Genomic DNA, 25,226 nt, shown 5'->3' on the forward strand with positions numbered 1-25,226 from the left:
CAGGGCTTGCCCTGTTTGGATTAGGCAGAGGCGCCGCCCGGGCGTTAACCGGGAGTCGGTTGATGGACCGATATAAAGTTACAAGTTAGGGTGGTATCGCGCATTTGCGCCCCTATTCAACTATACGTTGATTAGGGGCGCTTTTATATTAAAAAAAGGGAGAGGGATTCATGAATAGTTTCAGGAGAAAACAAGAGACCATGGATGGCAATACCGCTGCAGCCTATATTTCTTATGCTTTTACCGATGTGGCGGCTATTTATCCGATTACTCCGTCGTCAAATATGGCCGAACATGTGGATGAGTGGGCGGCTCAGGGCAGAAAGAACCTATTCGGGCAGACTGTGAAAATTGTGGAAATGCAGTCCGAAGGCGGAGCGGCCGGGGCCGTGCATGGTTCCCTGCAGGCCGGCGCTTTGACAACTACCTATACAGCCTCGCAGGGCTTACTCTTAATGATTCCTAACATGTATAAAATTGCCGGCGAGCTTTTACCTGGCGTATTTCATGTCAGTGCCCGGGTTGTCGGCGCTAATGCCATCAGTATTTTCGGCGATCATTCCGATGTTATGGCTACGCGTCAAACCGGGTTTGCCATGCTGGCGGAGAGCAGCGTTCAGCAGGTTATGGATTTAGCCGCTGTGGCCCATTTGGCTGCAATCAAAAGTCGTGTTCCCTTTCTTAACTTTTTTGACGGCTTCCGGACTTCTCACGAAGTTCAAAAAGTTGAGGTGCTTGATTATGACGAATTAGGACGGTTGCTGGACCGGGACGCGCTGGAAGAGTTCCGCCGGCGGGCGCTGAATCCCGATCATCCGGTTTTGAAAGGCACAGTCCAGAATTCTGATATTTATTTCCAGCAGCGGGAGGTGGCCAACCGCTATCATCAGGCCCTCCCGGAAATCGTCGAAGAATATATGCGTCAGATTAGCGTGCTTACCGGCCGGGAGTACCATCTTTTCAACTACTACGGCGCCCACGATGCGGAACGAATGATTATTGCTATGGGTTCCATGTGTGAAACCGTTGAAGAAGTGGTTGATTTCCTGAATGCCAAGGGGGAAAAGGTTGGTTTGTTGACTGTTCATTTGTACCGGCCCTTTTCTATTGAGCATTTCTTTAAGTATATACCGCGAACAGTTACAAAAATTGCTGTGCTGGACCGGACCAAGGAGATGGGAGCACTGGCCGAACCGCTGTATCTTGATGTAAAAAGCGCATTCTACGGCAAGGAATGGCAGCCGGTTATTGTGGGCGGCCGCTGCGGTATTGGCGGCAAGGACGTAATTCCCGGTCATATTCTGGCAGTGTTTGACAACCTCAAGGCCCAGCAGCCAAAAGACAATTTTACGGTTGGTATTGTTGACGATGTAAATCATACTTCTTTGCCGTTTGGCCAGGACATTGACACGACTCCACCCGGGGCCAAAGCCTGCAAATTCTGGGGCCTTGGCTCAGATGGCACGGTTGGCGCCAACAAGAATGCCATTCAAATTATTGGCGATCACACCGATATGTATGCCCAGGCGTACTTTACCTATGATGCCAAGAAGTCCGGCGGCGTTACTATCTCACATCTCCGGTTTGGCGAACAGCCGATCAAGTCGCCTTATCTTATTAACAAGGCCGACTTTGTTGCCTGCCACAACCAGTCGTATGTTGATAAGTACGATGTGCTGGCAGGGTTAAAAAAAGCCGGCAGTTTTTTGTTAAACTGCACCTGGGGCCAAGCGGAGCTGGACAGCCGGCTGCCTGCCGCAATGAAGCGGTATATCGCTGATAATGAAATTAACGTTTATACAGTCGATGCTGTCGCTATTGCCCAGGAGCTTGGTCTTGGCGGCCGGATCAATATGATCATGCAGGCGGCATTCTTTAAAATAGCCGCAATCATTCCTGTAGAAGACGCTGTGGCTTATCTGAAAGCGGCTGTTATAAAATCGTATGGAGCCAAAGGGGAAAAAGTTGTCAGCATGAATCAGGCCGCTATCGACCGGGGCATAGACGCCTGTGTAAGAGTTAGCATACCGTCTGCCTGGGGAAGTGCTTGGGAAGCAAGCGGCACTGCTCAGGAAGCTCCAGACTTTATTAACAACATACTAATCCCAATGAACCGGCAAGAGGGCGATAAACTGCCGGTAAGCGCCTTCCTGGGGATGGAAGACGGCACGTTCCCGCTGGGCACTTCCGCCTATGAGAAACGCGGTATTGCCATCGATGTACCCCGGTGGTTAGCCGAACATTGCCTGCAGTGCAATCAGTGCGCTTATGTCTGTCCGCATGCGGCCATTCGTCCGGTATTGTTCGAGGAGCAGGAACTGGAAAACGCGCCGGCAGGGTTTAACAGCAAAGCAGCTACCGGCGTACGCGGCTTCCATTTTGCTCTGGTGGTTTCGCCTTATGATTGCACAGGCTGCGGTAATTGTGCCGAGGTCTGCCCGGCTAAACAAAAAGCTCTGGAGATGCAGCCGTTTGAGACACAACTTCAGCAGCAGCATGTATTCGAATATGCTATGACTGCAGTGCCGAAAGCCAATCCGCTGAATCCTTTCACGGTAAAAGGCAGTCAATTTGAACAGCCGCTGCTCGAATTTTCGGGTGCGTGCGCCGGCTGCACGGAAACTCCCTATGCTAAACTGGTTACGCAATTGTTTGGCGACAGGATGATGGTGGCCAATGCGACCGGTTGCTCCTCGGTTTGGGCCGGCAGTGCGCCGTCTGTCCCCTATACTAAGAACGCCCGGGGGCATGGACCGGCCTGGGGGAACTCCCTGTTTGAGGATAATGCCGAATTTGGTCTGGGTATGCTGCTAGGTGTTAAGCAAGTCCGCGAAAAACTGGCCGCAGATATTGCGGTTGCAGCCAAACTGGACCTGGGCGAGGAGTTCCGGCTCGCCTGTGAGGAATGGTTGGCGAAACAGGAGCAAGGGGAAGGTACACGGGCGAGGGCCGACCGGCTGATTGCGGCATTGGCAGCGGTCAAGGGGGATGATTCTCGCCTAAAGGAAATTGAGCAGAATAAAGACTTCCTGGTGAAACGGTCGCAATGGCTTTTCGGCGGCGACGGCTGGGCGTATGATATTGGCTTTGGCGGTCTGGATCATGTGCTGGCCTCTGGTGAAGATGTCAACGTCCTGGTATTTGATACGGAAGTGTACTCCAATACCGGCGGTCAGTCTTCCAAAGCAACGCCGGCGGCGGCCATTGCCAAGTTTGCCGCCGGCGGCAAGCGCACCAGGAAAAAAGATCTGGGCATGATCGCCATGAGTTACGGTTATGTTTATGTAGCCCAGATTGCCATGGGGGCCGACAAGAACCAAACCCTCAAAGCCATTGCCGAGGCCGAGGCTTATCCGGGGCCGTCTCTTATTATCGCTTATGCTCCCTGTATAAATCATGGCCTGAAAGCCGGTATGGGCTGCAGCCAGTTGGAGGCCAAGCGCGCCGTGGACAGTGGCTATTGGGCTATGTACCGCTATAATCCGCAATTGAAGGACACCGGCAAAAATCCGTTTACGCTGGATTCCAAGGAGCCGACAATGAATTTCGAGGAATTTCTGCTGGGAGAAGTGCGTTACGCGTCCCTAAAGAAGCAATTCCCGGAAATGGCCCAGGCCTTGTTTGCAAAAACCGAGCAAGATGCTAAAGAACGATTGGCAAACTACCGGAGATTGGCCGGACAATACCAGGCTGTTACCATCGAAGCGGCGGCAACGAAAGAATAATAGCAGGGGGACCTTAGGGTCCCTGCTTTTTTTCTTGGTAACGGGGCAGTATATAAAAGGATACTAAAAAACCAAAAAGTGCGTATTGCCAAAATGAGGAATATTAATTAATGTTATATCAGGGAAACGATAAAGTAGACTTAGCTTCAGGTGGGGTTTTAACCCCATATGAAGGTTAGTTGCCCTTATCCAGGGACTTAACCGCGCTCCCACTTGTGGAAGTGGGGGTATTAGAGCAGGTTAGTCGTCGGATAAATTCGCTAAGCCCAATATTTTAAAGGATGTGATTTGATGAAAAAATCAATAGGCGCAAAAACGCTTGCAATGCCTACGCCTGTCTGGGTGGTGGGGTCTTATGGAGAAGACGGCAAACCGAATATTATGACTGCTGCCTGGGGGGGCATTTGTTGTTCCGAACCTCCGTGCGTAACCGTGTCTTTGCAAAAAATCCGCGCGTCCTATAACAATATACTTGCGCGCAAGGCGTTTACAATCAGTATACCCTCAGAGGCTCATGTTGTGGAAAGCGATTATGTCGGCATTGTCAGCGGCAAAACCACAGACAAATTTGCCGGCGCCGGTTTAACTGTCGTAAAGAGTGAATTGGTCGATGCGCCCTATGTGCAGGAATTTCCTCTTATTTTAGAGTGCGAGCTTGTCCAGACGGTTGATCTTGGCTTACATACGCAGTTTATCGGGAAAATCATTGATGTAAAAGCAGATGAAAAGGTTTTGGGAGACAACGGGCTCCCCAGCCTGGACAAAGTCAGCCCGGTATCTTTCAGTCCTTCTGACAGGGCATATTACGGTGTGGGAACGGCGCTGGGTCAGGCATTCTCGGTGGGGTTGCAGCTGAAAAAATAAACCTAAGGAGAGATTTTCGTGATAGTTTTAGCAGCTACAATGAAAGCAAAACTAGGTAAAGAGGCAGAGCTTGAAAATACACTGAAAGCGGTAATACCTAACGTCGAGCAGGAAAAAGGCACGTTGCAATATGTTTTGCACCGCTCCCAAAACGATGTCGGCAAATTTTTCTTTTATGAAAAATATGTCGACAAGAAAGCGCTTGCGTTCCATGGCTCTACGCCGTATTTAAAAGAGTTATTCAGTGCAATCAAAGAACTTTTACAGGAAGAACCAACAATAGAATTATATGAAGAAGTAGCGGCCATTACACGGTAATTGCTTCTTTATTAAGCAGCGGCAAAAGTAGCAGTGGTGATTTAATAAAACAGACTGACTATGTTGACAGGTCTGATCATAGCAATTATGGAGCCAGCCTGACTAACAATCAGGCTGGCTCCATTCTTTCCGTCAGTATGCCAATTCTGGATGACCGGTTGTCTTCCGACTGCCGGGTATTCGCGCAAGCTGTCAGCAATACAGCAATCAGAAACATTACAGTAAGTAATTTCGCTAGTTTCATAACGCCTCCATAGCTGGAAGGGAAATAGGCTGTTATTTTCGCCTGACGTTAGCCGCCGATCATAGCGACAGGAACTGCAAGACTATCATGGATTTCCTCGCTGTTTAAGATGTTAGGACAGAGCAGCCAGGCAACTTTTTCATCCTCATGGATAAAAGACAAATGCAGATTGCTATGACAATGCTCACAGCAAATATTGATTTTGGCCCCAAGTTTAGCCATAGACAGCGGGTAACCGTAAAGGGAATAGTAGAGCTGGTCTATATAATTTTTAGCTTCGTCATAGGATGGAAAACTCTTATAATTGTTATTCAGGCTGTCCAGACCGTTCCAGGCTGCCCACATGCCTTCGGTAAGACGGGTAACATACCAATTTATGTTTGCTTTTGAATAAAGAATCTTAGAATGCTCCAGCAGGTCGGTGTAGCTGGCGAATCCAAGATTCTGTGCATATTGATGCATTTCTACCAACCTCCGGAATACGTTATTTCTCTGTAATCAGTAACGCAGTTTAGCCGGAGAGGTGTAAAGGAACACTGTCTTTTGGCACGACACTACGCCGTAAAACAGCTACCATGGAAAGCTTCAACGCCGTTTCAGAGCGTTCCAAACCAAAACAAGCGTGTTGCAAGATATTCACCGTTTTACTTTTGCACAATGTGAATGGCCTAAACATGATCTTATTCACCTCCTTTTAATATTTGGTATATTATAATATAAAGCATTTTAAAAATGAAGTATTTGATTATAATTATACATGTATACTTCATAATAGTTGTTTTAAGCAGACAAATGCCGGCGATATCCGTTTTAGAAATACGGATAGTGTGAATTCACCTCACTTTCTACAAGCTGAAATTTAACATGTAAAATGTATACAAAAAGCACTTGACGAATATTGTGTGGTTGTATATACTTTAAGCATTGATGGTTTACAACTTTACACAAAAATATAATTATTAAAAGTGATGACGGAGATAAGCTGCTGAGTGCGTTTACAGAGATCTGACGGGTGGTGCGAGTCGGAAACAAACCGGTAGAGTTTAGTCACTCCTGAACTGCAAAGCTTAACGGTTGGATTATATTCTGCCAAGTAAGCTGCGCCGGACTCAGCTCATATGAGTGCAGCCGTTATTTGCTTAGGGTTGTTTGACCTGACGAGAAGGCCGTTGTTAACAGCACGGTCAATAAGGGTGGTACCGCGGGATTACCTCTTGCCCCTTAGTTTATCTAAGGGATAAGAGGTTTTTTATTTGCCAAAGTCCAAAGGAGGAGATTTAACTCAGAGCTTCATGTATATCCCACACATTCATCGAACAGGAGAGGTAACTATGAACGAAAAATCATCCCAGTTTCGCTGGTTTCTGGCAGTACTCATGTTTCTTATCAGCTTTATATCTTATATGGATCGCGTAAATTTGTCGGTAGCAACCCCCGAAATAATGAAAGAATTCAGTTTTAGCAAAATGGATATGGGACTTTTGCAAACGGCATTTTTTGTAGGTTATTCCTTAATGCAAATACCGGGCGGTATCATGTCCGAATTATTTGGCCACCGTGTGGTCATAACGGTAGCCGCCACTTTTTGGTCAATATTTACGGCTTTAACAGCAACCTGCAACAGTCTGCACATGTTTGCTGTGGTGCGTACGCTGTTTGGCATCGGTGAAGGACCGCTTGCTCCTTCCTTCAGCCGCTTTGTCTACCGCTGGTTCAGTGCGGATGAGAAGGCCCGTGGAACCTCTTTCTTGCTAGGTGGCGTATTTTTTGGCCCGGTAGTAGGTCCGGCGGCCACTGTTGCACTGATGTTAGCCTTTGGTTGGCGGTCGGTATTTATAATCTTTGGCGCAATCGGGATCATTTTGGCAATAGCCTGGTATTATTTTGCTACAGAATCGCCCCGCACTAATAAGTTTGTCAATACTGCCGAAGCAGCTCATATTGAAGGCGACTCAGTGGAGGCTACCCAGCCGCAAAAAGAACTGGCGCCGTGGAAGAGCTTCCTTACTTCTTCCCAGTTTTGGGCAATTGGCATTCAGTTTTTTATAACCGATTATATCATGTATGTGTTTTTAGCCTGGTTGCCATTATATCTAATGGAAGCCCAAAAGTTTTCGCTGCAGAAGATGGGTATTGCGGCATCTTTTCCATGGGCAGCACTTTGTCTTGTTACCTTCGCCACCGGTTATTTCAGCGATAAGCTGATTGTAGGCGGTGCATCAAAATATAAGGTTCGAACCCTGTCCGGGGTAATTGGTCTGTCGATTTGCTGTGTTGCCCTGTATCTCGGTGCAGTTGCCACAACTCCGGCCATGAATGTGTTTTGGCTAACCATATCGCTCGGTTCGCTTGGCCTGACCTTCAACGCCGGCTGGGCTGCCTGCATCGACCTTGGCGGCAAATTTTCCGGATCGGTTTCCGGCTGGATGAATTTCTGGGGTAATCTGGGCGGCGTAGCAGCACCGACGCTTACCGCCTGGATAGCGACCAACTATGGCTGGCAATCGGCCATCATTACAACCTCCGCCTTTGCTATAGTGGGCATCGTGGCCTGGTTTTTAGTCCGGCCGGAACGGCCGCTTGTTCCCAAAACCGGCGGGCGGAATGTTGCCTGCTTCAGTGAGAAAGAAGCGGTATCCAATACGTAGACTTGCCCGGCCTGGATACGAAGGGGGCTGTCTCAATAAAATTGAGGCAGCCCCCTTGCTGATACATGGAGTTTATTCCAAAAATAGCTGCCGGCTTTGTTCGTCATAAGCAAACAGTTCGGCATAGCGTCCCCAGTCGATTAGGATATCTAAATAACTTTTAACTTCCGACGGCGGAAAAGAGCTGGCCAGGGTGTCTTCAAAAAATTCAATATTCATCCGTTTGTTCGATTTGGATTGCAATATGGCCAGGATTTTGCTGGCAGCAGGCACGTTTTCAACCAGCTGGGTCCGGAAGAGTTCCTTGCGCTCCAGTACGGAAGCCTGAGCGAACCGCACACCTTCCGGGGTGAGCTCGATATCACCATCCAAAACCTTGGCAAATTTCAGGAGGGTAGCGCCGTCGACAATGGGGAAGAAGTCTTCGCTGTCCATCATAAACCGGTCAGCCAATTTATACAAATCGGTTTTCTCGTTTAAGTCCTCCAATAGCTCCAGAAAACCGGTCAGTGCCCCGGCGGACACATGAGGAATGGCTGCCATTTCCTTGTCTTCCGGCAGAGAAATTTTGCGTGTGTCGCCCGCTTCCCGTTTCATCATCAGCGAATACAATTTGTCGACCAGACTGATAAATGCCGGAGCTGTTTTATCCCGCCAGTGAGGCAGGGCAACAGCCATGTCGGTGTTGATGCGGGCCGGGCTGCCGGACACTACCAGGATGCGGTCGGCCATATAGACGGCTTCTTCGATGCCATGAGTGACCATGATAATGGTTTTGGTGGGAATTTTCTTATCCCGCCACAGTTCCAGAATATCGCGCCGCAGGTTTTCGGCGGTCAGCACGTCCAGGGCGGAAAAGGGTTCATCCATCAACAGTACGTCTGGGTCGCTCACCAGGGCGCGGCCCAGGCCGACGCGCTGCTGCATGCCGCCGGACAGTTCCTTCGGATACGCATTTTCAAACCCGTCCAGGCCGATCATGTCAATAGCATGCAGCGCTTTTTCTCTTTTCGCCTCTGCCGGCATGGAACTGGCTTCCAGGCCCATCATGACATTTTCCAGGACCGTCAGCCAGGGAAACAGGGCGAAGGATTGAAATACCATAGCCGCACCGGGGTTGACACCTTGGTATTCCTGTCCCAGGTAGGTCACCTTGCCGGCGGTGACCGGCGTCAGGCCGGCAATAATGCGGAGCAGGGTGGATTTGCCTGACCCGGACGGACCGAGAATGGCGAGAAACTCTCCGACATAGATGGATAGGTTGATGCTGGCAAGGACGGGAATGGCGTTACTGCCGCCCACATCCCATTTTTTCTGGACATTTTTCAGTTCAATCAATGTTTGTTTATTCATCACGGGTTCCCCCTTTTAATTCAAATGATATTTAGTTTCGGACAGTTGGTAGAGCCTGCGCCAGAACAAACGGTTGATCACGACCACAAAGGCGCACATGACGGCAATGCCGGCAATAATGTCCGGCCAATCGCCGGTCGCCGTGACCTGACTGATAAAGCTGCCCAGACCGGTGGCGTTCAGCCGGTCTTCTTTCCAGATAACCAGCTCGGATATAATGCTGGCGTTCCAGGCGCCGCCGGAAGCAGTGATACACCCGGTGATAAGATAAGGAAAGATGGCCGGCAGAATGAGTTTGCGCCATTTTTGCCATCCGGACAGCTTGTAGACTTTGGCTGCTTCTTTCAAATCGTTAGGAATGGCCATGGCACCGGCGATGACGTTAAACAGGATGTACCACTGGGTGCCGAGCATCATGAGGGGGATGGAGCCGAGTTCAAAATTCACCGAATGTTGAAGATAAAATACCGCCACGAACGGGTAAATCATATTGGCGGGGAACGAGGCCGCCACCTGCACGACAGGCTGGGAGAATTTGCTCAGGCGCGGATTGGTGCCGATCCAAACCCCGACCGGTACGGTCCATAGCACGCCAAGCAAACTGGAAACCATGACCCTCCCCAGGGTATAACAACCAAGGGCGATGATTTCCTCCAGCTTATCAAGGCCCAGGGAGGCCACCATGCGGCCGCCCTGGTAAGCCTGCTGGCCAACCGAGTATAGTATGGTTAGCAATAAAATCCATTTAATGGCTGCAGCCAGATAAGAAAGCAGCGTCACGCTTTCTAACTGGCTGGCTGTCCGGTTAGTGAGGCGGGCGGCCAGATTAAATGCAGCGTAAACGGCTTTGGCGATAGGGCGAAAGCAGTATTTTTGCATCCAGACCACAAAGACGGCCCGCTGCAGGAGGTCATAGACAAAGGAAGTCGGGACTTCAACGGCTTCTGTCCGTTCCATCTTGAATTTTTGCGACCAGACTACGATGGGACGCCAGAACAGTTGGTCCACTAGCACGATCATGACAATCATGGTCACAATGGCATAGCCAACAGCCGGCATGTTGCCATCTTCCACTGCGGCGGCCATGAAGGAGCCGACGCCGGGGAGGCGTATGCTTTCATTAAGGACGGTGATGGCTTCGCTGGCCGCCAGAAAGAACCAGCCGCCGCCAAAGGACATCATGCTGTTCCACACCAGACCGATCATGGCAAACGGTACTTCCAGGCGAATGAACCGCTGCCACCAGTTAAAACGCAGCATGGCCGAAACTTCCTTCAGGTCCTTTGGCAGGGTGGTAAGCGAATGATAGAAACTAAACGTCATATTCCAGCACTGACCGGTGAAAATGGCGAAAATGGACGCCAGTTCCACGCCCAGGAGGCTGGCGGGAAACAGACCAATGAACATGGTGATGGTGACCGAGAGAAAGCCCAGTACCGGTACGGACTGCAAAATATCTAAGAGCGGAATCAGGACTTTTTCCGCTGTACGGTTTTTGGCGGCAATACTGCCATAAACAAGCGTGACGAGCAGCGAAGCCCCATAGGCGATAAACATTCTGAGCAGCGACCGCCCGGCATAGTACGGCAAATCGGCCGGGTCGGTGGATATTTCAAGCTGGTTTTCCGGCGAAAAGGGAATCACCATGCCGGCCCCTAAGTGGAGGACCGAAACCAGGAGCGCGAAGACGAAAGCGATCACAAAGATGTCAGTGAGACCAAACCGGCGGGTGGGGATGTGCGACGTGAATACGGCCATATAAATCACTTCCTAATGCATTTTTGTTTGTTTTGCCGGCCATATGCGCCGGCAGGCGCTTGGGCACCGGGTTAGCCGGCTCAGGGCCATCTGTATCCATAGCAAACCCACCTCCTTTAGAAGTAAAAAGACCTTCCCGTGCAGGGGAAGGCCTTATAAGCAGAGAAAATGGCAAGACAAAAAATAATGCCAGCTGCGACCTCCCCACTCGTTTGAGTTTTGACACTGTATAACGTAGAGCTCAATCACTCAGCCACCTTAAGTAAAACCTTATGCCGGTAATACCTGTTCTACCCATTGGCGTCTTTCGACATTTCCGGGCAGTGGCCTATGTTTATACAGGAGCCTCACCTAACGAGGAAGCGCTATTTACTTGTAATTCCACACCAACTATAATACCGGTGGAATAGAATGTCAATAATCCTCCCATGTAAAAATTTTTTAACATGAGTGCGTAGATGTTTAGTTATTGATAATATATGTAATATGGGCTTGGAATGTTGCAAGCAAGGGAGACTGATGGCAAAATAGACGAAAGCTCGCGGTGCTTGCAGCGGCCTTAATCAAGCACCAGGGATGACAAGTTTCTTTTTTTCCGGCAGGGCCTGCCGGTTAAGAACGCGAAGGTTAATAGCAACTGATAAGGCAGTTGGTCGTCTTATTTTCAGAGGGAAGGATGAGGCAATGTGGCTTGGCAGCGGGAGCAGGTATTGAGTAAACTGAAAACCCAAATTCGTATTCACGGGCACATTATCGGTGTGGCTGCAGGCGCAGGCATTACGGCCAAGTATGCGTTAAAGGGCGGCGCTGATATGCTGCTGGCTCTGAACTCGGGGCGTTTTAGGCAGATGGGGCAAAGTTCGCTGGCCGGCTGGCTGCCGTTTGCCAACTGTAACGAATTGGTCATGGAGTTTGGTACGCGGGAGATCATACCGGCAGCCCCGGGTGTTCCGGTCATCTTTGGCCTGAATGCCACCGACCCGACCATTGACCTGGAGCAATATATCGGCCGGATTAGTGCCTGGGGTTTTGCCGGTATTAACAACTTTCCCACAGTTGGCATGATCGACGGGCAATTCCGGGAAGCGCTGGAGGAGGACGGCATAGCGTATGAACGGGAGGTTGAGGCCGTGAGCATTGCCCATGCCAGGAACCTGTTTACCCTGGCTTTTGTTTTTGATGCCCGGCAGGCAACCGCCATGTTACAGGCCGGCGCCGACCTGATCTGTGCGCATTTGGGGCTGACAAAAGGCGGCTATATCGGCGCTAAAAAAGTGTTGTCACTGCACTCGGCCCAACTTGTTGCCGCAGAAATTTTTCAGGCCTGTGATCAAGTGAATCCCGATGTTATTAAAATGATCTACGGCGGTCCGGTCAAAACGCCTACCGATTTAAACTTTATGTACAACAATACCAAAACCATGGGGTATATTGGCGGCTCTTCCTTCGAAAGAATACCCTCGGAAGACGCCATCACCAATATTACCAGGGCTTTTAAGCAAACGGGCGATCTTGAGCAGGATGAGCTTCTGGTCAAGATGATTGAGGGCGTAAAGAAGCACTATGACTATGTTGATTTTGTGAAAGAGTATGTGGCCGTTAATTACCGGAATGAAGTATTATTTTCCGATCTGGCCAAAGTTGCTCATGTTTCCCGCTCACACCTGAGTGCCCTCTTTAAAAAAGAAGTAGGCTGCACTTTTCCCGAATATTTAGTCCAGTTTCGAATCAGCAAAGCCAAAGAAATCATGAAGGTTAACAATATCAGGCTGAACGAAGTCGCGAACATGGCCGGCTTTAAAGACTACGCGCATTTCAGTAAAACTTTAAAAAGACTGACCGGCATTTCACCGGAACAATATCAACAACACTGCAAAAACGCCGATAACCGCATTTAATTCCTGTCTGTTGCAGCGGGAAGTAAATGCAGTTTTAAATTATTGTAGATCGCACATAAATACATGAATATAAGACAAAAATACATGTAAATTTATCTGAATATACAGTATTATTTTATTAATAGGCAGAAACTTCAGCTAATATCCGTCAATTCATAATGGGGAGGGATTCGGATGAAAACAGTGGCGATTGCCGGAACCTTTGATTCCAAAAGTCTTGAATTTGCTTATCTTAAGGACATTATTCAAAGCCTGGGCTTGAAGACCTTTATGATTCACACCGGTGTGTTTGAGTCCAAATTGGCAGCCGACGTTTCCAATGAAGAGATTGCCAGCGTTGTCGGCGCCGATATCAAGGAAATCGCGACGAGAAAAGACCGGGCTACGGCGACTGATGTACTCGCCCGGGGCCTGGAAAAACTGTTGCCCAAGCTGTACGCGGCAGGCAAATTTGACGGTATCATCTCTTGCGGCGGAAGCGGCGGTACTTCCATGGTTACTCCCGGCATGCGGGCTTTGCCGGTTGGTGTACCCAAAGTAATGGTTTCCACGGTGGCTGCCGGCGATGTTTCCATGTATGTGGGTTCAAGTGATATTTTTATGTATCCTTCCATTGTCGATGTGGCCGGTTTAAACTCCATATCTACCAAAATCTTTACCAATGCGGCACTGGCAATCGCCGGTATGGTTAAGTTTGAAGTAAACAAAGTGCTGGACAAGAAACCATTAATTGCGGCTTCCATGTTCGGGGTGACAACGCCCTGTGTCAACCAGGCCAGGGAATATTTAGAAGAGCAGGGCTATGAGGTCCTGATCTTTCACGCCACAGGCACAGGCGGCAAAGCTATGGAGGCACTGATCAGGGACGGCTATATTGAAGGCGTTTTTGACATTACCACCACTGAATGGTGCGATGAACTTATGGGCGGCAACATGGCCGCCGGGGATAAAAGACTGGAAGGGGCCGCCCTTAATCAAATCCCGCAGGTTGTCTCAGCCGGCGCCCTCGATATGGTAAACTTTGGACCAATTGCCACGGTTCCGGGTAAATATAACGGACGTAACTTCTATAAACACAATCCGACGGTCACCCTGATGCGAACCACTGTTGAGGAAAACCGGCAGCTGGGTTTGGCGATTGCCGCAAAATTAAATATGTGCACAGGCAAGGCGGCGCTCTTGCTGCCGCTCAAGGGCGTCTCGATGATTGATGCCCCCGGACAGCCTTTCTACGGTCCGGAAGAGGATGCCATGCTGTTTAAAACCCTGAAGGAGAGCATAACCAATCCGCTGGTTGAAATCATCGAAATCAATGCCAATATCAATGACCCTGAATTTTCGACTGCAGCCGCGCAAAAACTGGTCGCGATGCTTAAGGAAAAAACAGCTAGGAGGCGTTTGTTATGTTGCAAACCAGAAGTGAAGTACTGAAAAAGCTGAAGGCGGAAATTGCCGCCGGTAAAATTATCGTCGGGGCAGGGGCCGGGGCCGGCATATCGGCTAAAAGCGGCGAAGCCGGCGGCGTTGATCTGATTATTATCTATAACTCCGGCAAATACAGAATGGCCGGCCGGGGCTCACTTGCCGGACTGTTATCCTACGGCGACGCCAATAAAATCGTTGTGGAAATGGGGGCCGAGGTGTTGCCGGTGGTTAAGCACACCCCAGTTTTGGCCGGCGTGTGTGGTACCGACCCGTTCCGCATTATGGAAGTATTTTTAAAGCAGTTGAAAGAGCAGGGTTTCGCCGGCGTGCAGAACTTTCCCACGGTGGGTCTGATTGACGGCGTATTCCGGCAGAACCTGGAAGAGACTGGCATGGGTTATGATCTGGAAGTGGACATGATCAAAAAAGCCCATGAACTTGATATGGTGACCTCGCCCTATGTTTTCGATACCGAGCAGGCCGTAAAAATGACCAAAGCCGGCGCCGACATCCTTGTGGCTCATATGGGTTTGACGACCAAGGGCACGATCGGCGCCAAAACAGCCCTGACGCTTGATGATTGTGTGGCTAAGGTCCAGGCTATCTGCGATGCCGGCAAAGCGGTCAATCCGGACATAATTATATTATGCCACGGCGGTCCTATCGCCGAGCCGGAAGACGCCCGGTACATCATTGCCAACACCCATGATGTGGAAGGTTTCTTCGGTGCTTCCAGCATCGAGCGGTTTGCCACCGAAGTGGGGATCAAGCAGCAAACCGAGGCATTCAAGGCCATCAGGAAATAAATTCCGATAAGATCAGACGGGCTCCTGCTGAATTATGGATATTTCAGCAGGAGCTTTATTTTGTGCGGAATATGACTTTTTTGTGAAATAGCTGGCCGGAATGATTTTACGGCACTATTTCTATATTTTTTACGGCAAACTATAATTTTTACTAAAGGATTTTGTTTTTTGGCAGCGAAAGTAACTCAGTTATTATTGTACTTGTATTTAACTTATGATCAAGGAGTGCAACCATGTCCAGCTATCTAAAAAAAACAGGAATAGTGCAGCGATTGCAGCAGCAGACCATAGGCACACGCTTGATGATTCTAACTTCAGTGATTCTAATTACAGTAATAATCAGTTTAGGCGTACTGTATATCTGGCACGAGCGGGAGCTTAGAATCCAGGAAAGCAAACAGTTTCTGGATAAATCAGTAGAAGAACAGGCGCAGTCGATAAACGATTGGTTTCGTGATCACTCCAATACCGTGGCGACGGTAGCCCAGCTTTATTCGGTACGTCACCTCAACACAGAGACTATGCTGTATGATTTCAATGCGGCGCTGACCAGCAGTAAAGATTTCAACGGTTATGTATTTGTAGACAAAGGCGGGGTAACTAAAGTGGATACTATTGCCCCTCCTGGCACTGACGTTAGCAATCGCGAGTATTTTCGCCTCGGTATACAGGGGAAACCGGCTATTACCGAAATTTTGGTCGGGCGGGCTACCGGTGAAAAAGTTATCATATTCTCCCAACCGGTAATGAATAATGCAAACAACGTAAGTGGTATTGTTTTTGCAACCGTTTCTGCCCGAAAATTAGAAAATGTAATACAAGAATTTGAATTTGGACAAACCGGCAGAGCTTATTTGATTGACAAAAGTGCTCATATTATTGCCCAGACAGGTTCAAATGGAACTGGTAGCGAAAGCATGGAAAATAATGAGGGATACTGGCGGGCAAAATCAGGATTATCCGGGGCAGACCGCTATATCAATCACAGAGGCACCGAGGTAATAGGCGCATATCAGTGGGTTCCGGACAGAGACTGGGTATTATTAATAGAGATAGATGAACAGGAAGTTCTGCTACCGCTGTATACTCTCATTCAAAAAGCTGTTATTGGCAGCGCCATCATCCTGTTGTTTGCTTTATTGTTAACCTGGTTAATGTCCAAAAGTATTCAAAGACCGATACTAATGCTGCTTTCTGCGTCCCAGGGAGCACAATACGGCGACTATTCACATACAATCTCTGAAGAAAAATTTTCCTTTGCGCCTGTTGAAGTCCGCGGCTTGTGCAATGCCTTTAATATCATGCTGGGAACTATTAATGAACACATCGCACTTCTATATGACCGCAATGCGGCGTTGATTGTTGCCGAAACTAAATACCGCAAGCTGAGTACACAGGACCAGCTTACTCAGATTCACAACCGGACCTACTTTGAGGAGGAAGTCAGCCGTCTGCAGTCTTTGCAGCAGGCACCGGTAGGGGTTGCTATCTGCGATGTAGACGGCTTGAAACTTATTAACGATACCTTGGGCCATAAAGCCGGCGATGATTTAATCCGGGCGGCTGCCAACAGTATTGTCCAAAGTTTTTCTTCTCACGTGACAGTAGCACGGATCGGCGGCGATGAATTTGCGGTGATAATGCCTGGCGCGGAGTTAGACGAAGTACTTGCCGGGATAAAACGTCTGCGGTCTACGGTGGATGAACATAACAGGATACATCCTGAACTTCCGCTGGCAATCTCGACCGGTGGCGCGGCTGCAACCAAATTGCCGCTTAAGCTGGAAGACGTCATCAGTGAGGCTGATAACCATATGTACCAGGAAAAGAACCGCAACCGGGCGCACAACCGCCAAATGCTGCTGACAACACTAATGCAAACTGCCGGCAAAAATGACCACGGCTTTTTCGACCATATCGAAGGCGTAAAGAAATGGGCGCTCAAGCTGGGGAAGGCACTGCTTTTAGATGATCAGGCGTTACGCCAGCTCGAACTTGCAGCCCACTATCATGATATAGGAAAAGTGGGAGTTCCCCGGGAGATTCTTGTAAAATGTGGTCAATTAACGGAAGCGGAATGGGTGCAAATAAGGGCGCATGCAGAGCTTGGCGGGCGTCTGGCGAAAGCAGTTGCCGAACTTCTTCCTGTAGCCGAATATATTACCAGCCATCATGAACGATGGGACGGTTCCGGTTATCCGGATAAAATAAAAGGAGAGGGCATTCCTTTAATTAGCAGAATAGTCGCTATTGCCGACTCCTATGATGCTATGCAGCGCAATACCTCATACCGTAAGGCGGCTTCACGGGAGGAAGCAAACCGGGAAATGCAGGCTCATTCGGGAAAACAGTTTGATCCCCGACTGGTGAGCTTGCTGTTAAAAACAGTAGAAAAAGAATGCAACATTTAAGGAGGATTTTGCCAATTTGTCCCGAAATATGTAGAAAAGGAACAGAAGTGTGTTTCAGATCAAATTCAGCAAACTTATCGAAAGATAAGGACGCAAAGCCGTGGGTCTACAAGCTGTGTGTGCTCAGGATTGCCAGGTTGCAGTTAGTTGCATTCCGGCAATCTTTTTTCATTTTCATTTAAGACAGGATAGTAAGAATAGTAACAGCAACAGTTCAAGAAAAAAATGAAAGGAAGGTTATTGTTATGAAAATCACCAGTATGAAAACTAGACTTCTCTTAATTCTGTTGCCCTTTTTGATTTTAACCTTTGGATTATTAGTAGGTGTCAACTATTATCGGGCGGAGCAGGCCCTGTCGGCGAGCGTGGAAGAGAACGCAATAGCGATTGGGAATGATTACTCTAATCGTATCGAGGCTTATGTTCAGGGGGCAGTGCTGCAACTGGAAGCATTCTCCACCAATAAAGGCTTGTATAATCCGGCCGATAAGAAGCAATTGCAGGAGACTTTGCAGGATTGCGCCAAGCGGCTGGGCAACCTGGAAAATGTAACCTATATTGCTACCGACGGTTTGGCTCTGCGTCCTGACGGAAGTACTACCCAACTGGGCGAACGTGCATATTTTAAACAGGTTATAGCTACCAAAAAGGCGGTGGTTTCCGAAGTTCTTATTTCAAAAACCACCGGCAAAGTGGCTGTGAATGTGGCGGTACCGCTCCTTTACGGCGATCAGCTGACAGGCGTATTAACGGGTACAGTATCATTGGATAAGTTGACAACGCTGATTAAAGACATGCGATTTCTGAGTACAGGGTACGGCGTTATTGCCGACAATAGCGGCAAACTTATCATCCATACCAAATTACCGGACTTGGTTGGCAAATTAAATTTTACCGAAAAGAAAGTTGATCCGGCACTCAATGTAAAAGAAACGGAACTGGATGATCATTTTATCAGCCTGTTTAAAACTGCTGCCCAAACCGGCAAGCCGGTACGGGGGACTTACAAGTTTGTTGACGGGATAACCAAGGTTGGTGTATTTACTCCCATTCAGCTGCCGGGCAGTAATCCCTGGATCTTAATTGTAACGGCGCCGGAGGCTGAGGCTGCACAGGCGGTAACTTCATTGACATACGCCATGCTGACCGGGTCGTTCTTCTGCCTTGTTCTGGCTGCGCTGTTTATTCTTTATCTCAGTAAAATTCTTTCAAAGCCGATTGCCTTGATCAGAGACGAATGCCTGCTGCTGGCGCAGGGGGACCTACGCGATCAGCAGGGCAGGGTCTTGTCTCATGATGAAGTGGGACAGTTGGCGCAGGGGTTTCGGGACATGCGCACCAGTCTGCGGACTCTGGTCACCAATGTTCTTTCCCAATCGGAATTGCTTGCCGCTTCCAGTGAAGAACTGACGGCAAGTGCCCATCAATCGGCAGATGCCGCTAATCAGGTAGCCGGCTCGATCACGGAAATTGCCCGGAGCGCTGAAAATCAGGTTGCAACAGTTAATCAAATCACTGCGAGATCCCGGGCAATGGCCGAAGAAGTAAATCAGATTGCGCAAACAGCAAAAGACTTATCGCAAATTGCTGAAGACACTGCTGCGGCAGCGAAACAAGGCCGTACGTCTGCAGAGCAAGCCGTAACGCAGATGAGCGAAATCGGGGAGAATACAAACACTACGCAGGCGACTATCGGTGAATTAAGCAAAAGCTCTCAGGAGATCAGGGAAATTGTCACACTAATATCCTCAATTGCCGGGCAGACCAATCTGCTGGCTTTAAACGCCGCCATTGAAGCGGCGAGAGCGGGAGAACAGGGGCGGGGCTTTGCCGTTGTCGCGGATGAGGTCCGGAAGCTGGCCGAGGAATCCAGTCACGCTGCAGGTAAAATTAGTGCACTGATCGAAAAAAATGATGCCAATCTCAAAGATGTTGTTATCACTATGCAAAACGGAACTGCAGGCGTTCAGACAGGTATTTCTCTTGTCCACAGCACCGGTGAGAGTTTTAATAATATAGTGGAGTCCATTCTTTCCATAGCAAGGCAAATTCAGGATATTGCGGCAGCCATCCAGCAGATAGATGCCAGTAACAGGACCTTGCTTACATCCATTCAGGAAATTAATACAGCCAGTGCAAACGCCGCATCAGAGTCAGAGACTATTTCAGCGGCCACAGAGGAACAGTCGGCAGCCATGCAGCAGATTGCCTCCTCCAGTCAGAGTCTGGCAATGCTGGCTGCTGACTTGCAGGCCAGTATAGCAAGATTCCGCTTATAATCCGGTCACATCATAATATTACTATAAGAAATAAATCCCCTGGCAGTAGCCGGGGGATTTATTTTGCCCAAACAAGAACAGGAGAAGTAACCAGCTTTGGTACAAACATCCTTTAGACAAGTTTACATAAATTTGATATATTTATACTAACCCAAGAGACAAATGTCTCTTTGAATGGAGGTGTGGTGTACAAAATGATTGACAATATGGTTGAAACCGATCTTGATTTAACAATGGATGAGCCTGATATGTCAGATGTGGTGGAGCACCACCCGGATAACTATTAATTATTTTTAAGGAGGCCGAGTATGGGTAACTTTGATTTTGCCAGTCTGATTCAAACTGACCGTGAAAGCAGGAAGCAGCAGCATTTTTCCGGGACACTGCTGGATTATCTGGCTATTGTCAAGGAAAATCCCAAAGTTGCCATGCTGGCTCATCAACGGATGTATGAGCTTTTGTCAACACCCGGTGCAGCAACGGTTAAAACCGAGGAGAACCCGAGGCTTAAGCGGATTTACGGCAGTGATACCCTGCGTAGGTATAAATTTTTTGAGAATGATTTTTACGGAATTGATAAAAGCATCATGAAAATCATGCGCTATTTTCATTCTGCAGCCATGAAGGGGGAAGAAGCCCGTCAGGTATTATATCTGGTCGGGCCGGTAGGGGCCGGCAAGTCGTCGCTCATGGAGGCGCTGAAAAAGGCGCTGGAAATGAGCCCGCCGGTTTATGTCATTCAAGACTGCCCCATGCGGGAGGACCCGCTGCATCTTATTCCCAAGCATCTGAGGCCGGAGTTTGAAAAGATTCTCGGTGTTAAGATCGAAGGTGATTTGTGCCCGGTTTGCCGTTACCGCTTAAAACATGAATATCACGGCGAATTTGAGCGCTTCCCGGTAACGGTTTCCGAGTTTTCCATCCGCGCCCGTAAAGGCGTCGGCGTGGTGCCGCCCGTTGACCCCAATAACCAGGACACTTCGGTGTTATCCGGTTCAGTCGATATTTCCAAGATGGATATGTACCCGGAAGATGATCCGCGGGTACTGGCGCTAAACGGCGCTTTTAATGTCGGCAACCGCGGCATTGTCGAATTTATTGAGGTTTTCAAAAACGATGTTGAATACCTGCATACCATGATTACCGCTACGCAGGAGAAATCCATCCCTTCTCCCGGTAAAGGCTCGATGATTTATTTTGACGGCATTATTCTGGCCCATTCCAATGAGGCCGAATGGAACAAATTTAAGTCCGATCATACCAATGAGGCTATTCTGGACCGGATCGTCAAAGTGGAAGTGCCGTATTGCCTGGAGCTGGATGAAGAAGTCAAGATTTATGAAAAAATGTTGAAAAACAGTTCATTTAACGCCCATATCGCACCCCATACCATCGAGGTGGCCTCCATGTTTGCCATCATGACCCGGTTGGCGCCCACCGCCAAGGTGGAACCGCTGACCAAGCTCAAAATATACAACGGAGAAGAAATTGTCGAGAAAGGCTCCACCAAAAAAGTGGATATCATGGAGCTTAAGGAAGAAGCCGCGCGGGAAGGCATGAGCGGCATTTCCACCCGGTTTATCATGAAAGCCATTGATACCACCCTGTCGGAGTCGGAGCACAACTGCATCAATCCCATCGCGGTACTGGACACCCTGGTAAAAGCCGTCAAGGAAATGGTCATTGCCGAGGATGAGAAAAAACGCTACCTGGGTCTGTTGCAGGACACTATCAAGAAAGAGTACAACCGGCTGCTGGAGAAAGAAGTGACCCGGGCCTTTATTCATGGTTATCAGGAACAGGCCGAGAGTTTGTTTAACAACTATCTCGATCATTCCGAGGCTTTTGTCAATGCTACCAAGCTCAAAGACCTGAATACCGGCGAGGAACTGGAGCCTGATGTCCGCTTCCTGCAGTCGATTGAGGAGCAGATTGGCATAACCGGCACGGCGGCCCTGGGCTTCCGCCAGGATGTTACCTCGTACATGTTTTCGCTGCTGCGCACCGGCGCCAAGATTGACTATAAGAGCTACGAGCCGCTGAAGGAAGCCATCGAGAAAAAACTGACAGCGTCGGTTAAGGAACTGTCGCGGGTGGTTACCAAAGCCAAAGTGCGCGATAAGGAACAGGACGGCAAATACAACGCCATGGTGGAGGAAATGACGCGGAGCGGATACTGCAGCCACTGCTGCAATGTCATCTTAAAATATGCGGCCAACAACCTCTGGAAGGATTAGTACCTTGGCCGGCTTGGATATTTAGAATTAATCTGGTCAAGGTACGAGTACCGACCAATCTTAAGACTGTAGGATAATGACGAGGAGATTTTTCGTAAAACAAGGCGGAAGGCGGGGAAAAGCTGTGGCGATTTTTAAAGACGCAAGTACCGGCGGCACCGACCGCTCCCAGTGGGACCGCAAGCGGCACCGCCAACTGGTGGAAGATGCCATTAAAAAGAATATCGGCGGCATTGTCGCCGAAGAAAGCATCATCGGCCAGAGCAAAGATAAAAAGATTAAGATCCCCATCAAGGGCATCAAAGAGTACCAGTTTATTTACGGTAATAATAGCGGCGGCGCCGGGGCGGGCACCGGCGGGGAAGAGCGCGGCCAGGTCATCGGCAAAACGGGACAGCAAGGGCAGCAGCCGGGGAGCGGACAGGCCGGCAGCGAACCGGGAGAGGATATTTATGAAACCGAGATTACCCTGGACGAGTTGGTTGAGTACCTGTTTGAGGACTTAAACCTGCCTGATCTGGAGCGCAAGAAGTATTCGCAAATCGAAGCAGAGCGCAACTATAAACGCTCAGGTTTTCAGAAAAAGGGGATCCCGCCGCGTCTGGCCAAAAAGCGCACTGTTGTCGAGAAGCTTAAGCGCCAGCAAACGGCGCTGCGCAGCATAGATATGCCGGTCGTGGAAGCCGGGGAAGGACGAACAGGGCGGGTGCCTTTCCGGGAGGATGATTTACGTTATTTCCGGGTGAAACCGGATATTGACCGGCATTCCAATGCCGTAGTTATTTGCATCATGGACACGTCAGGCTCCATGGATCAGACGCGCAAGTATCTGGCCCGCAGTTTTTTCTTCCTGCTCTACCAGTTTGTCCGCTATAAGTATGAACAGGTGGAAGTCGCCTTTATCGCTCACTCCACTGAAGCCAAGGAAGTGAACGAAGACGAGTTTTTCCATAAAGGCGAGTCCGGCGGCACCCACATAAGCAGTGGTTACGCCAAAGCCCTGGAAATTATTGAACAGCGGTATAACCCGGCCCTGTGGAATATCTACGCCTTTCATTGTTCGGACGGCGACAACTGGACTGACGACAACTTAAAAACCATCGAACTGGCCGGGGAACTGTGCGCGATCTGCAATCTCTTCGGCTACGGCGAGGTCGGCATCAAATCCTGGGGCAGCACCATCATGCGGGAATATGAAAAAGAGATCAAAGCCGATAACTTTATTGCCGCCACTATTGCAACCAAAGACGATGTCTGGCCGGTATTCAAAAAAATTCTGGAAAAGGACAGGGCCGGAGGTGAGACCGATGACTGACTATACCCTGGCTGAACTGGCGGCATGGAATGAGAAGATAGAGAGCAAAGTCCGGGAGTTTGGCCTGGACAGTTACGAACAGCATTTTGAAATCTGCAGCTATGAGGACATGCTGTGTTACGAGGCCTATGTCGGCATGCCGTCGCATTACCCGCACTGGAGCTTCGGCAAGGCGTACGAGCGGCAGAAAACCTTTTACCAGTATAACCTGAGCGGGCTGCCGTACGAAATGGTCATCAACTCCGATCCGTGCCTGGCCTATCTCATGCGCGACAATACCCTCCTGCTGCAGATTCTTACCATGGCCCATGTCTACGGGCACAATGATTTCTTCAAGAATAACCGCCTGTTTAAGCGGGATACCCGGGCCGAACTGACCCTGGAGATGTTTAAGGCTCATGCCGACCGGGTGCGCGCTTACGTTGACGACCCCAGCATCGGGCCGGAGAAAGTGGAGCATATTCTGGATGCGGCGCACGCTCTGAAGTTTCAGGTATCCCGGACCGGGGCGGGTGAACCGTGTTCCCGCCGGACGCTGGAACAGGAAAAGGCGGAAGCTGTACCTGGCCGGATCAGGCATGACTTACTGGCCTTCCTGGGCGAGAAAGGCAGACTGGACGACTGGGAACGCGATCTGGTCAATATCGTCCATGCGGAAAGCCTGTACTTTATCCCGCAGATCGAGACCAAAATCATGAATGAGGGCTGGGCCAGCTACTGGCACTACCAGATTTTAAAACAGCTTGAACTGCCGCAGGGTTTGTACCTGGAGTTTCTGCAGCGGCATAATCTGGTGATAAGGCCCCACCAGCAGCAGCTGAACCCTTACTTTGTCGGCTTTAAGCTCTTTGAGTATCTCGATAAAACGCTGGGACGGGAAAGAATTATGGCCATCCGGGCGGAAGACAGGGATCAGTCTTTTATCAGGCGCTATCTCAACCAGGAAATGTGCCGGGAAATGAACCTGTTTGCCTATGACACAGAGGACGATTATATCGTTGTGTCTGAAGTGGCCGACGATGCCGGCTGGAAGGCCGTTCGCGACCAATTGGCCAACTCGGTGGGTATGGGCGGCATTCCGGCCATTAGCCCGCAGGAAGTGGACAAAGGCGATTTGATTCTGGAGCATGATTTTGAAGGACGCGAACTCGAACTTGAGTATGCGCAGGAAACGATAAAATATGTCGCCCGGCTGTGGGGCGGCGGCGTTAAAATCCGTACCAAGCTGGATGGTAAGGATAAAGTGATCGCCTGCAATCAATACCAGGAGATCATAATTACCTGATTTATAGCAGATTCTTAGTAACAGCAAACAACCTGCACTCGGCTGACTCAGCCGGTGCAGGTTGTTTATACAATATCATAGCTGAATTTAATTCTTTTAGCATGCGTTTATTCTTTGTCACGCAGGCCGAAACAACGCCGGCAGAATTTATAACAGGCCAGCAAGATTGCGGGGAGCAGCGGGACAACAAACGGTAAATAGCTGGCAAATGTTCTGGCCACAATTCCTGAATGGGCAGAGCAAATGGCAGGGATACCGAGCAGGCCAATGAGTGTTATTAATAATCTCATTAAAACACCTCTTGAAAAATTTTATCCCATGTAACGGTCAAGGGCTTTTTGCAGTTTCTTCAATACTTCGGTTTGATCCTCGCCGCCGGCCGTATGCACAAGGCAATGTTCCATGTGATCCTTCAGAATCAGTTTGGCGGTATTATCCATGGCTTTGCGAATGGCGGCCATCTGTACCAGGACGTCCGGACAGTCGCGTCCTTCGGCAACCATCCGTCTGACGGCGGCGACATGGCCTTCAATCCTGGAAAGTCTGTTAAGTACCTGTTTGTGGCTTGTGTGAATATGATTTTCCATGACACCCTCCATTTATCATATTATCCCCCTGGGGGGGATGTGTCAAGAAGAAAAAGAAAATAAGCGTAAAAAT

19 protein-coding genes and 2 riboswitches are annotated in these 25,226 nt (G+C 49.2%); of the genes, 12 read left to right on the top strand and 7 right to left on the bottom strand.

All coding sequences use genetic code 11. The features are described 5' to 3' along the window. Window positions 1-170: 170 nt before the first annotated feature. The 3 genes from nifJ (at window position 171) to SATMO3_RS04315 (ending at window position 4,907) form a co-directional block, all read left to right on the top strand. A complete protein-coding gene (nifJ, locus tag SATMO3_RS04305; RefSeq protein WP_371377978.1) occupies window positions 171-3,725 on the top strand; it encodes a pyruvate:ferredoxin (flavodoxin) oxidoreductase in 3,555 nt (1,184 codons plus the stop codon). 291 nt (window positions 3,726-4,016) lie between these two features. Then, on the top strand, window positions 4,017-4,589 hold the full coding sequence (locus SATMO3_RS04310) for a flavin reductase family protein (RefSeq protein WP_371377981.1): 573 nt from the start codon (window positions 4,017-4,019) through the stop codon (window positions 4,587-4,589). Window positions 4,590-4,607: 18 nt separating this feature from the next. Beyond that, window positions 4,608-4,907, top strand: coding sequence for a putative quinol monooxygenase (locus tag SATMO3_RS04315; RefSeq protein WP_371377983.1), 300 nt, complete (start codon window positions 4,608-4,610; stop codon window positions 4,905-4,907). 109 nt (window positions 4,908-5,016) lie between these two features. Here the strand turns inward: SATMO3_RS04315 and SATMO3_RS04320 are convergent, their stop codons facing one another. Together SATMO3_RS04320 and SATMO3_RS04325 are read right to left on the bottom strand one after the other, a co-directional pair. Further along, window positions 5,017-5,151 carry a hypothetical protein gene (locus SATMO3_RS04320; protein WP_371377986.1) on the bottom strand — a complete coding sequence of 45 codons (135 nt, stop codon included), beginning with the start codon at window positions 5,149-5,151 and terminating at the stop codon, window positions 5,017-5,019. Window positions 5,152-5,199: 48 nt separating this feature from the next. Then, window positions 5,200-5,613 (bottom strand): hypothetical protein, encoded by a 414-nt coding sequence (locus SATMO3_RS04325; protein ID WP_371377989.1) that lies wholly within the window; start codon window positions 5,611-5,613, stop codon window positions 5,200-5,202. 869 nt (window positions 5,614-6,482) lie between these two features. On the opposite strand from SATMO3_RS04325, the gene SATMO3_RS04330 reads away from it, so the two are divergent. Next, on the top strand, window positions 6,483-7,799 hold the full coding sequence (locus SATMO3_RS04330; RefSeq protein WP_371377992.1) for an MFS transporter: 1,317 nt from the start codon (window positions 6,483-6,485) through the stop codon (window positions 7,797-7,799). A gap of 72 nt (window positions 7,800-7,871) precedes the next feature. On the opposite strand, the gene SATMO3_RS04335 is transcribed toward SATMO3_RS04330, so the two are convergent. From SATMO3_RS04335 to SATMO3_RS04345, 3 genes are all read right to left on the bottom strand, one after another. After that, entirely contained in the window at window positions 7,872-9,152 is a 1,281-nt protein-coding gene (locus SATMO3_RS04335; protein ID WP_371377995.1) for a nitrate/sulfonate/bicarbonate ABC transporter ATP-binding protein, read from the bottom strand. A 15-nt stretch (window positions 9,153-9,167) separates the two neighbouring features. Beyond that, window positions 9,168-10,799, bottom strand: coding sequence for an ABC transporter permease (locus SATMO3_RS04340; protein WP_371377998.1), 1,632 nt, complete (start codon window positions 10,797-10,799; stop codon window positions 9,168-9,170). Window positions 10,800-10,860: 61 nt separating this feature from the next. Then, a complete protein-coding gene (locus tag SATMO3_RS04345; RefSeq protein WP_371378001.1) occupies window positions 10,861-11,010 on the bottom strand; it encodes a hypothetical protein in 150 nt (49 codons plus the stop codon). A gap of 96 nt (window positions 11,011-11,106) precedes the next feature. After that, window positions 11,107-11,276, bottom strand: a riboswitch (M-box (ykoK) riboswitch). Between the two features lie 320 nt (window positions 11,277-11,596). On the opposite strand from SATMO3_RS04345, the gene SATMO3_RS04350 reads away from it, so the two are divergent. The 8 genes from SATMO3_RS04350 to SATMO3_RS04385 all read left to right on the top strand — a co-directional run bounded on the left by SATMO3_RS04350 (window position 11,597) and on the right by SATMO3_RS04385 (window position 24,566). Then, window positions 11,597-12,808, top strand: coding sequence for a phosphoenolpyruvate hydrolase family protein (locus tag SATMO3_RS04350; RefSeq protein WP_371378004.1), 1,212 nt, complete (start codon window positions 11,597-11,599; stop codon window positions 12,806-12,808). Window positions 12,809-12,982: 174 nt separating this feature from the next. After that, window positions 12,983-14,239 (top strand): Tm-1-like ATP-binding domain-containing protein, encoded by a 1,257-nt coding sequence (locus SATMO3_RS04355; protein WP_371378007.1) that lies wholly within the window; start codon window positions 12,983-12,985, stop codon window positions 14,237-14,239. Beyond that, window positions 14,212-15,039, top strand: a complete 828-nt coding sequence (locus SATMO3_RS04360; RefSeq protein WP_371378009.1) for a phosphoenolpyruvate hydrolase family protein — start codon at window positions 14,212-14,214, stop codon at window positions 15,037-15,039. The genes SATMO3_RS04355 and SATMO3_RS04360 overlap by 28 nt, the downstream gene beginning before the upstream one ends. Before the next feature lie 233 nt (window positions 15,040-15,272). Next, window positions 15,273-17,450: an HD domain-containing phosphohydrolase gene (locus tag SATMO3_RS04365; RefSeq protein WP_371378012.1), complete on the top strand. Its 2,178-nt coding sequence runs from the start codon at window positions 15,273-15,275 to the stop codon at window positions 17,448-17,450. A gap of 57 nt (window positions 17,451-17,507) precedes the next feature. Then, window positions 17,508-17,595: riboswitch (cyclic di-GMP riboswitch) on the top strand. Window positions 17,596-17,695: 100 nt separating this feature from the next. After that, window positions 17,696-19,729, top strand: coding sequence for a methyl-accepting chemotaxis protein (locus SATMO3_RS04370; protein WP_371378015.1), 2,034 nt, complete (start codon window positions 17,696-17,698; stop codon window positions 19,727-19,729). Window positions 19,730-20,037: 308 nt separating this feature from the next. Next, a complete protein-coding gene (locus SATMO3_RS04375; RefSeq protein ID WP_371378017.1) occupies window positions 20,038-21,966 on the top strand; it encodes a serine protein kinase in 1,929 nt (642 codons plus the stop codon). A 124-nt stretch (window positions 21,967-22,090) separates the two neighbouring features. Further along, complete coding sequence (gene yhbH / locus SATMO3_RS04380; protein WP_371378020.1) at window positions 22,091-23,281, top strand: sporulation protein YhbH; 1,191 nt, start codon at window positions 22,091-22,093, stop codon at window positions 23,279-23,281. Continuing rightward, on the top strand, window positions 23,274-24,566 hold the full coding sequence (locus tag SATMO3_RS04385) for a SpoVR family protein (protein WP_371378023.1): 1,293 nt from the start codon (window positions 23,274-23,276) through the stop codon (window positions 24,564-24,566). The genes yhbH and SATMO3_RS04385 overlap by 8 nt, the downstream gene beginning before the upstream one ends. Window positions 24,567-24,673: 107 nt before the next feature. Here the strand turns inward: SATMO3_RS04385 and SATMO3_RS04390 are convergent, their stop codons facing one another. Together SATMO3_RS04390 and SATMO3_RS04395 are read right to left on the bottom strand one after the other, a co-directional pair. Further along, on the bottom strand, window positions 24,674-24,856 hold the full coding sequence (locus SATMO3_RS04390; RefSeq protein WP_371378026.1) for a hypothetical protein: 183 nt from the start codon (window positions 24,854-24,856) through the stop codon (window positions 24,674-24,676). Window positions 24,857-24,877: 21 nt separating this feature from the next. Then, window positions 24,878-25,153 (bottom strand): metal-sensing transcriptional repressor, encoded by a 276-nt coding sequence (locus tag SATMO3_RS04395; protein WP_371378029.1) that lies wholly within the window; start codon window positions 25,151-25,153, stop codon window positions 24,878-24,880. Window positions 25,154-25,226: the final 73 nt, after the last annotated feature.

Source organism: Sporomusa aerivorans (genome assembly GCF_041428895.1).
GTDB lineage: Bacteria > Bacillota > Negativicutes > Sporomusales > Sporomusaceae > Sporomusa > Sporomusa aerivorans.

Excerpts from the sequence above, each read along its gene's own strand:
- SATMO3_RS04390 (WP_371378026.1), bottom strand. The coding sequence starts at position 24,856 with ATGAGATTATTAATAACACTCATTGGCCTGCTCGGTATCCCTGCCATT.
- SATMO3_RS04345 (WP_371378001.1), bottom strand. The coding sequence starts at position 11,010 with ATGGATACAGATGGCCCTGAGCCGGCTAACCCGGTGCCCAAGCGCCTG.
- SATMO3_RS04330 (WP_371377992.1), top strand. The coding sequence starts at position 6,483 with ATGAACGAAAAATCATCCCAGTTTCGCTGGTTTCTGGCAGTACTCATG.
- SATMO3_RS04320 (WP_371377986.1), bottom strand. The coding sequence starts at position 5,151 with ATGAAACTAGCGAAATTACTTACTGTAATGTTTCTGATTGCTGTATTG.
- SATMO3_RS04375 (WP_371378017.1), top strand. The coding sequence starts at position 20,038 with ATGGGTAACTTTGATTTTGCCAGTCTGATTCAAACTGACCGTGAAAGC.
- SATMO3_RS04370 (WP_371378015.1), top strand. The coding sequence starts at position 17,696 with ATGAAAATCACCAGTATGAAAACTAGACTTCTCTTAATTCTGTTGCCC.
- SATMO3_RS04325 (WP_371377989.1), bottom strand. The coding sequence starts at position 5,613 with ATGCATCAATATGCACAGAATCTTGGATTCGCCAGCTACACCGACCTG.
- SATMO3_RS04365 (WP_371378012.1), top strand. The coding sequence starts at position 15,273 with ATGTCCAGCTATCTAAAAAAAACAGGAATAGTGCAGCGATTGCAGCAG.
- nifJ (WP_371377978.1), top strand. The coding sequence starts at position 171 with ATGAATAGTTTCAGGAGAAAACAAGAGACCATGGATGGCAATACCGCT.
- SATMO3_RS04395 (WP_371378029.1), bottom strand. The coding sequence starts at position 25,153 with ATGGAAAATCATATTCACACAAGCCACAAACAGGTACTTAACAGACTT.
- SATMO3_RS04385 (WP_371378023.1), top strand. The coding sequence starts at position 23,274 with ATGACTGACTATACCCTGGCTGAACTGGCGGCATGGAATGAGAAGATA.
- SATMO3_RS04335 (WP_371377995.1), bottom strand. The coding sequence starts at position 9,152 with ATGAATAAACAAACATTGATTGAACTGAAAAATGTCCAGAAAAAATGG.
- SATMO3_RS04360 (WP_371378009.1), top strand. The coding sequence starts at position 14,212 with ATGTTGCAAACCAGAAGTGAAGTACTGAAAAAGCTGAAGGCGGAAATT.
- SATMO3_RS04355 (WP_371378007.1), top strand. The coding sequence starts at position 12,983 with ATGAAAACAGTGGCGATTGCCGGAACCTTTGATTCCAAAAGTCTTGAA.
- SATMO3_RS04340 (WP_371377998.1), bottom strand. The coding sequence starts at position 10,799 with ATGGTGATTCCCTTTTCGCCGGAAAACCAGCTTGAAATATCCACCGAC.
- SATMO3_RS04310 (WP_371377981.1), top strand. The coding sequence starts at position 4,017 with ATGAAAAAATCAATAGGCGCAAAAACGCTTGCAATGCCTACGCCTGTC.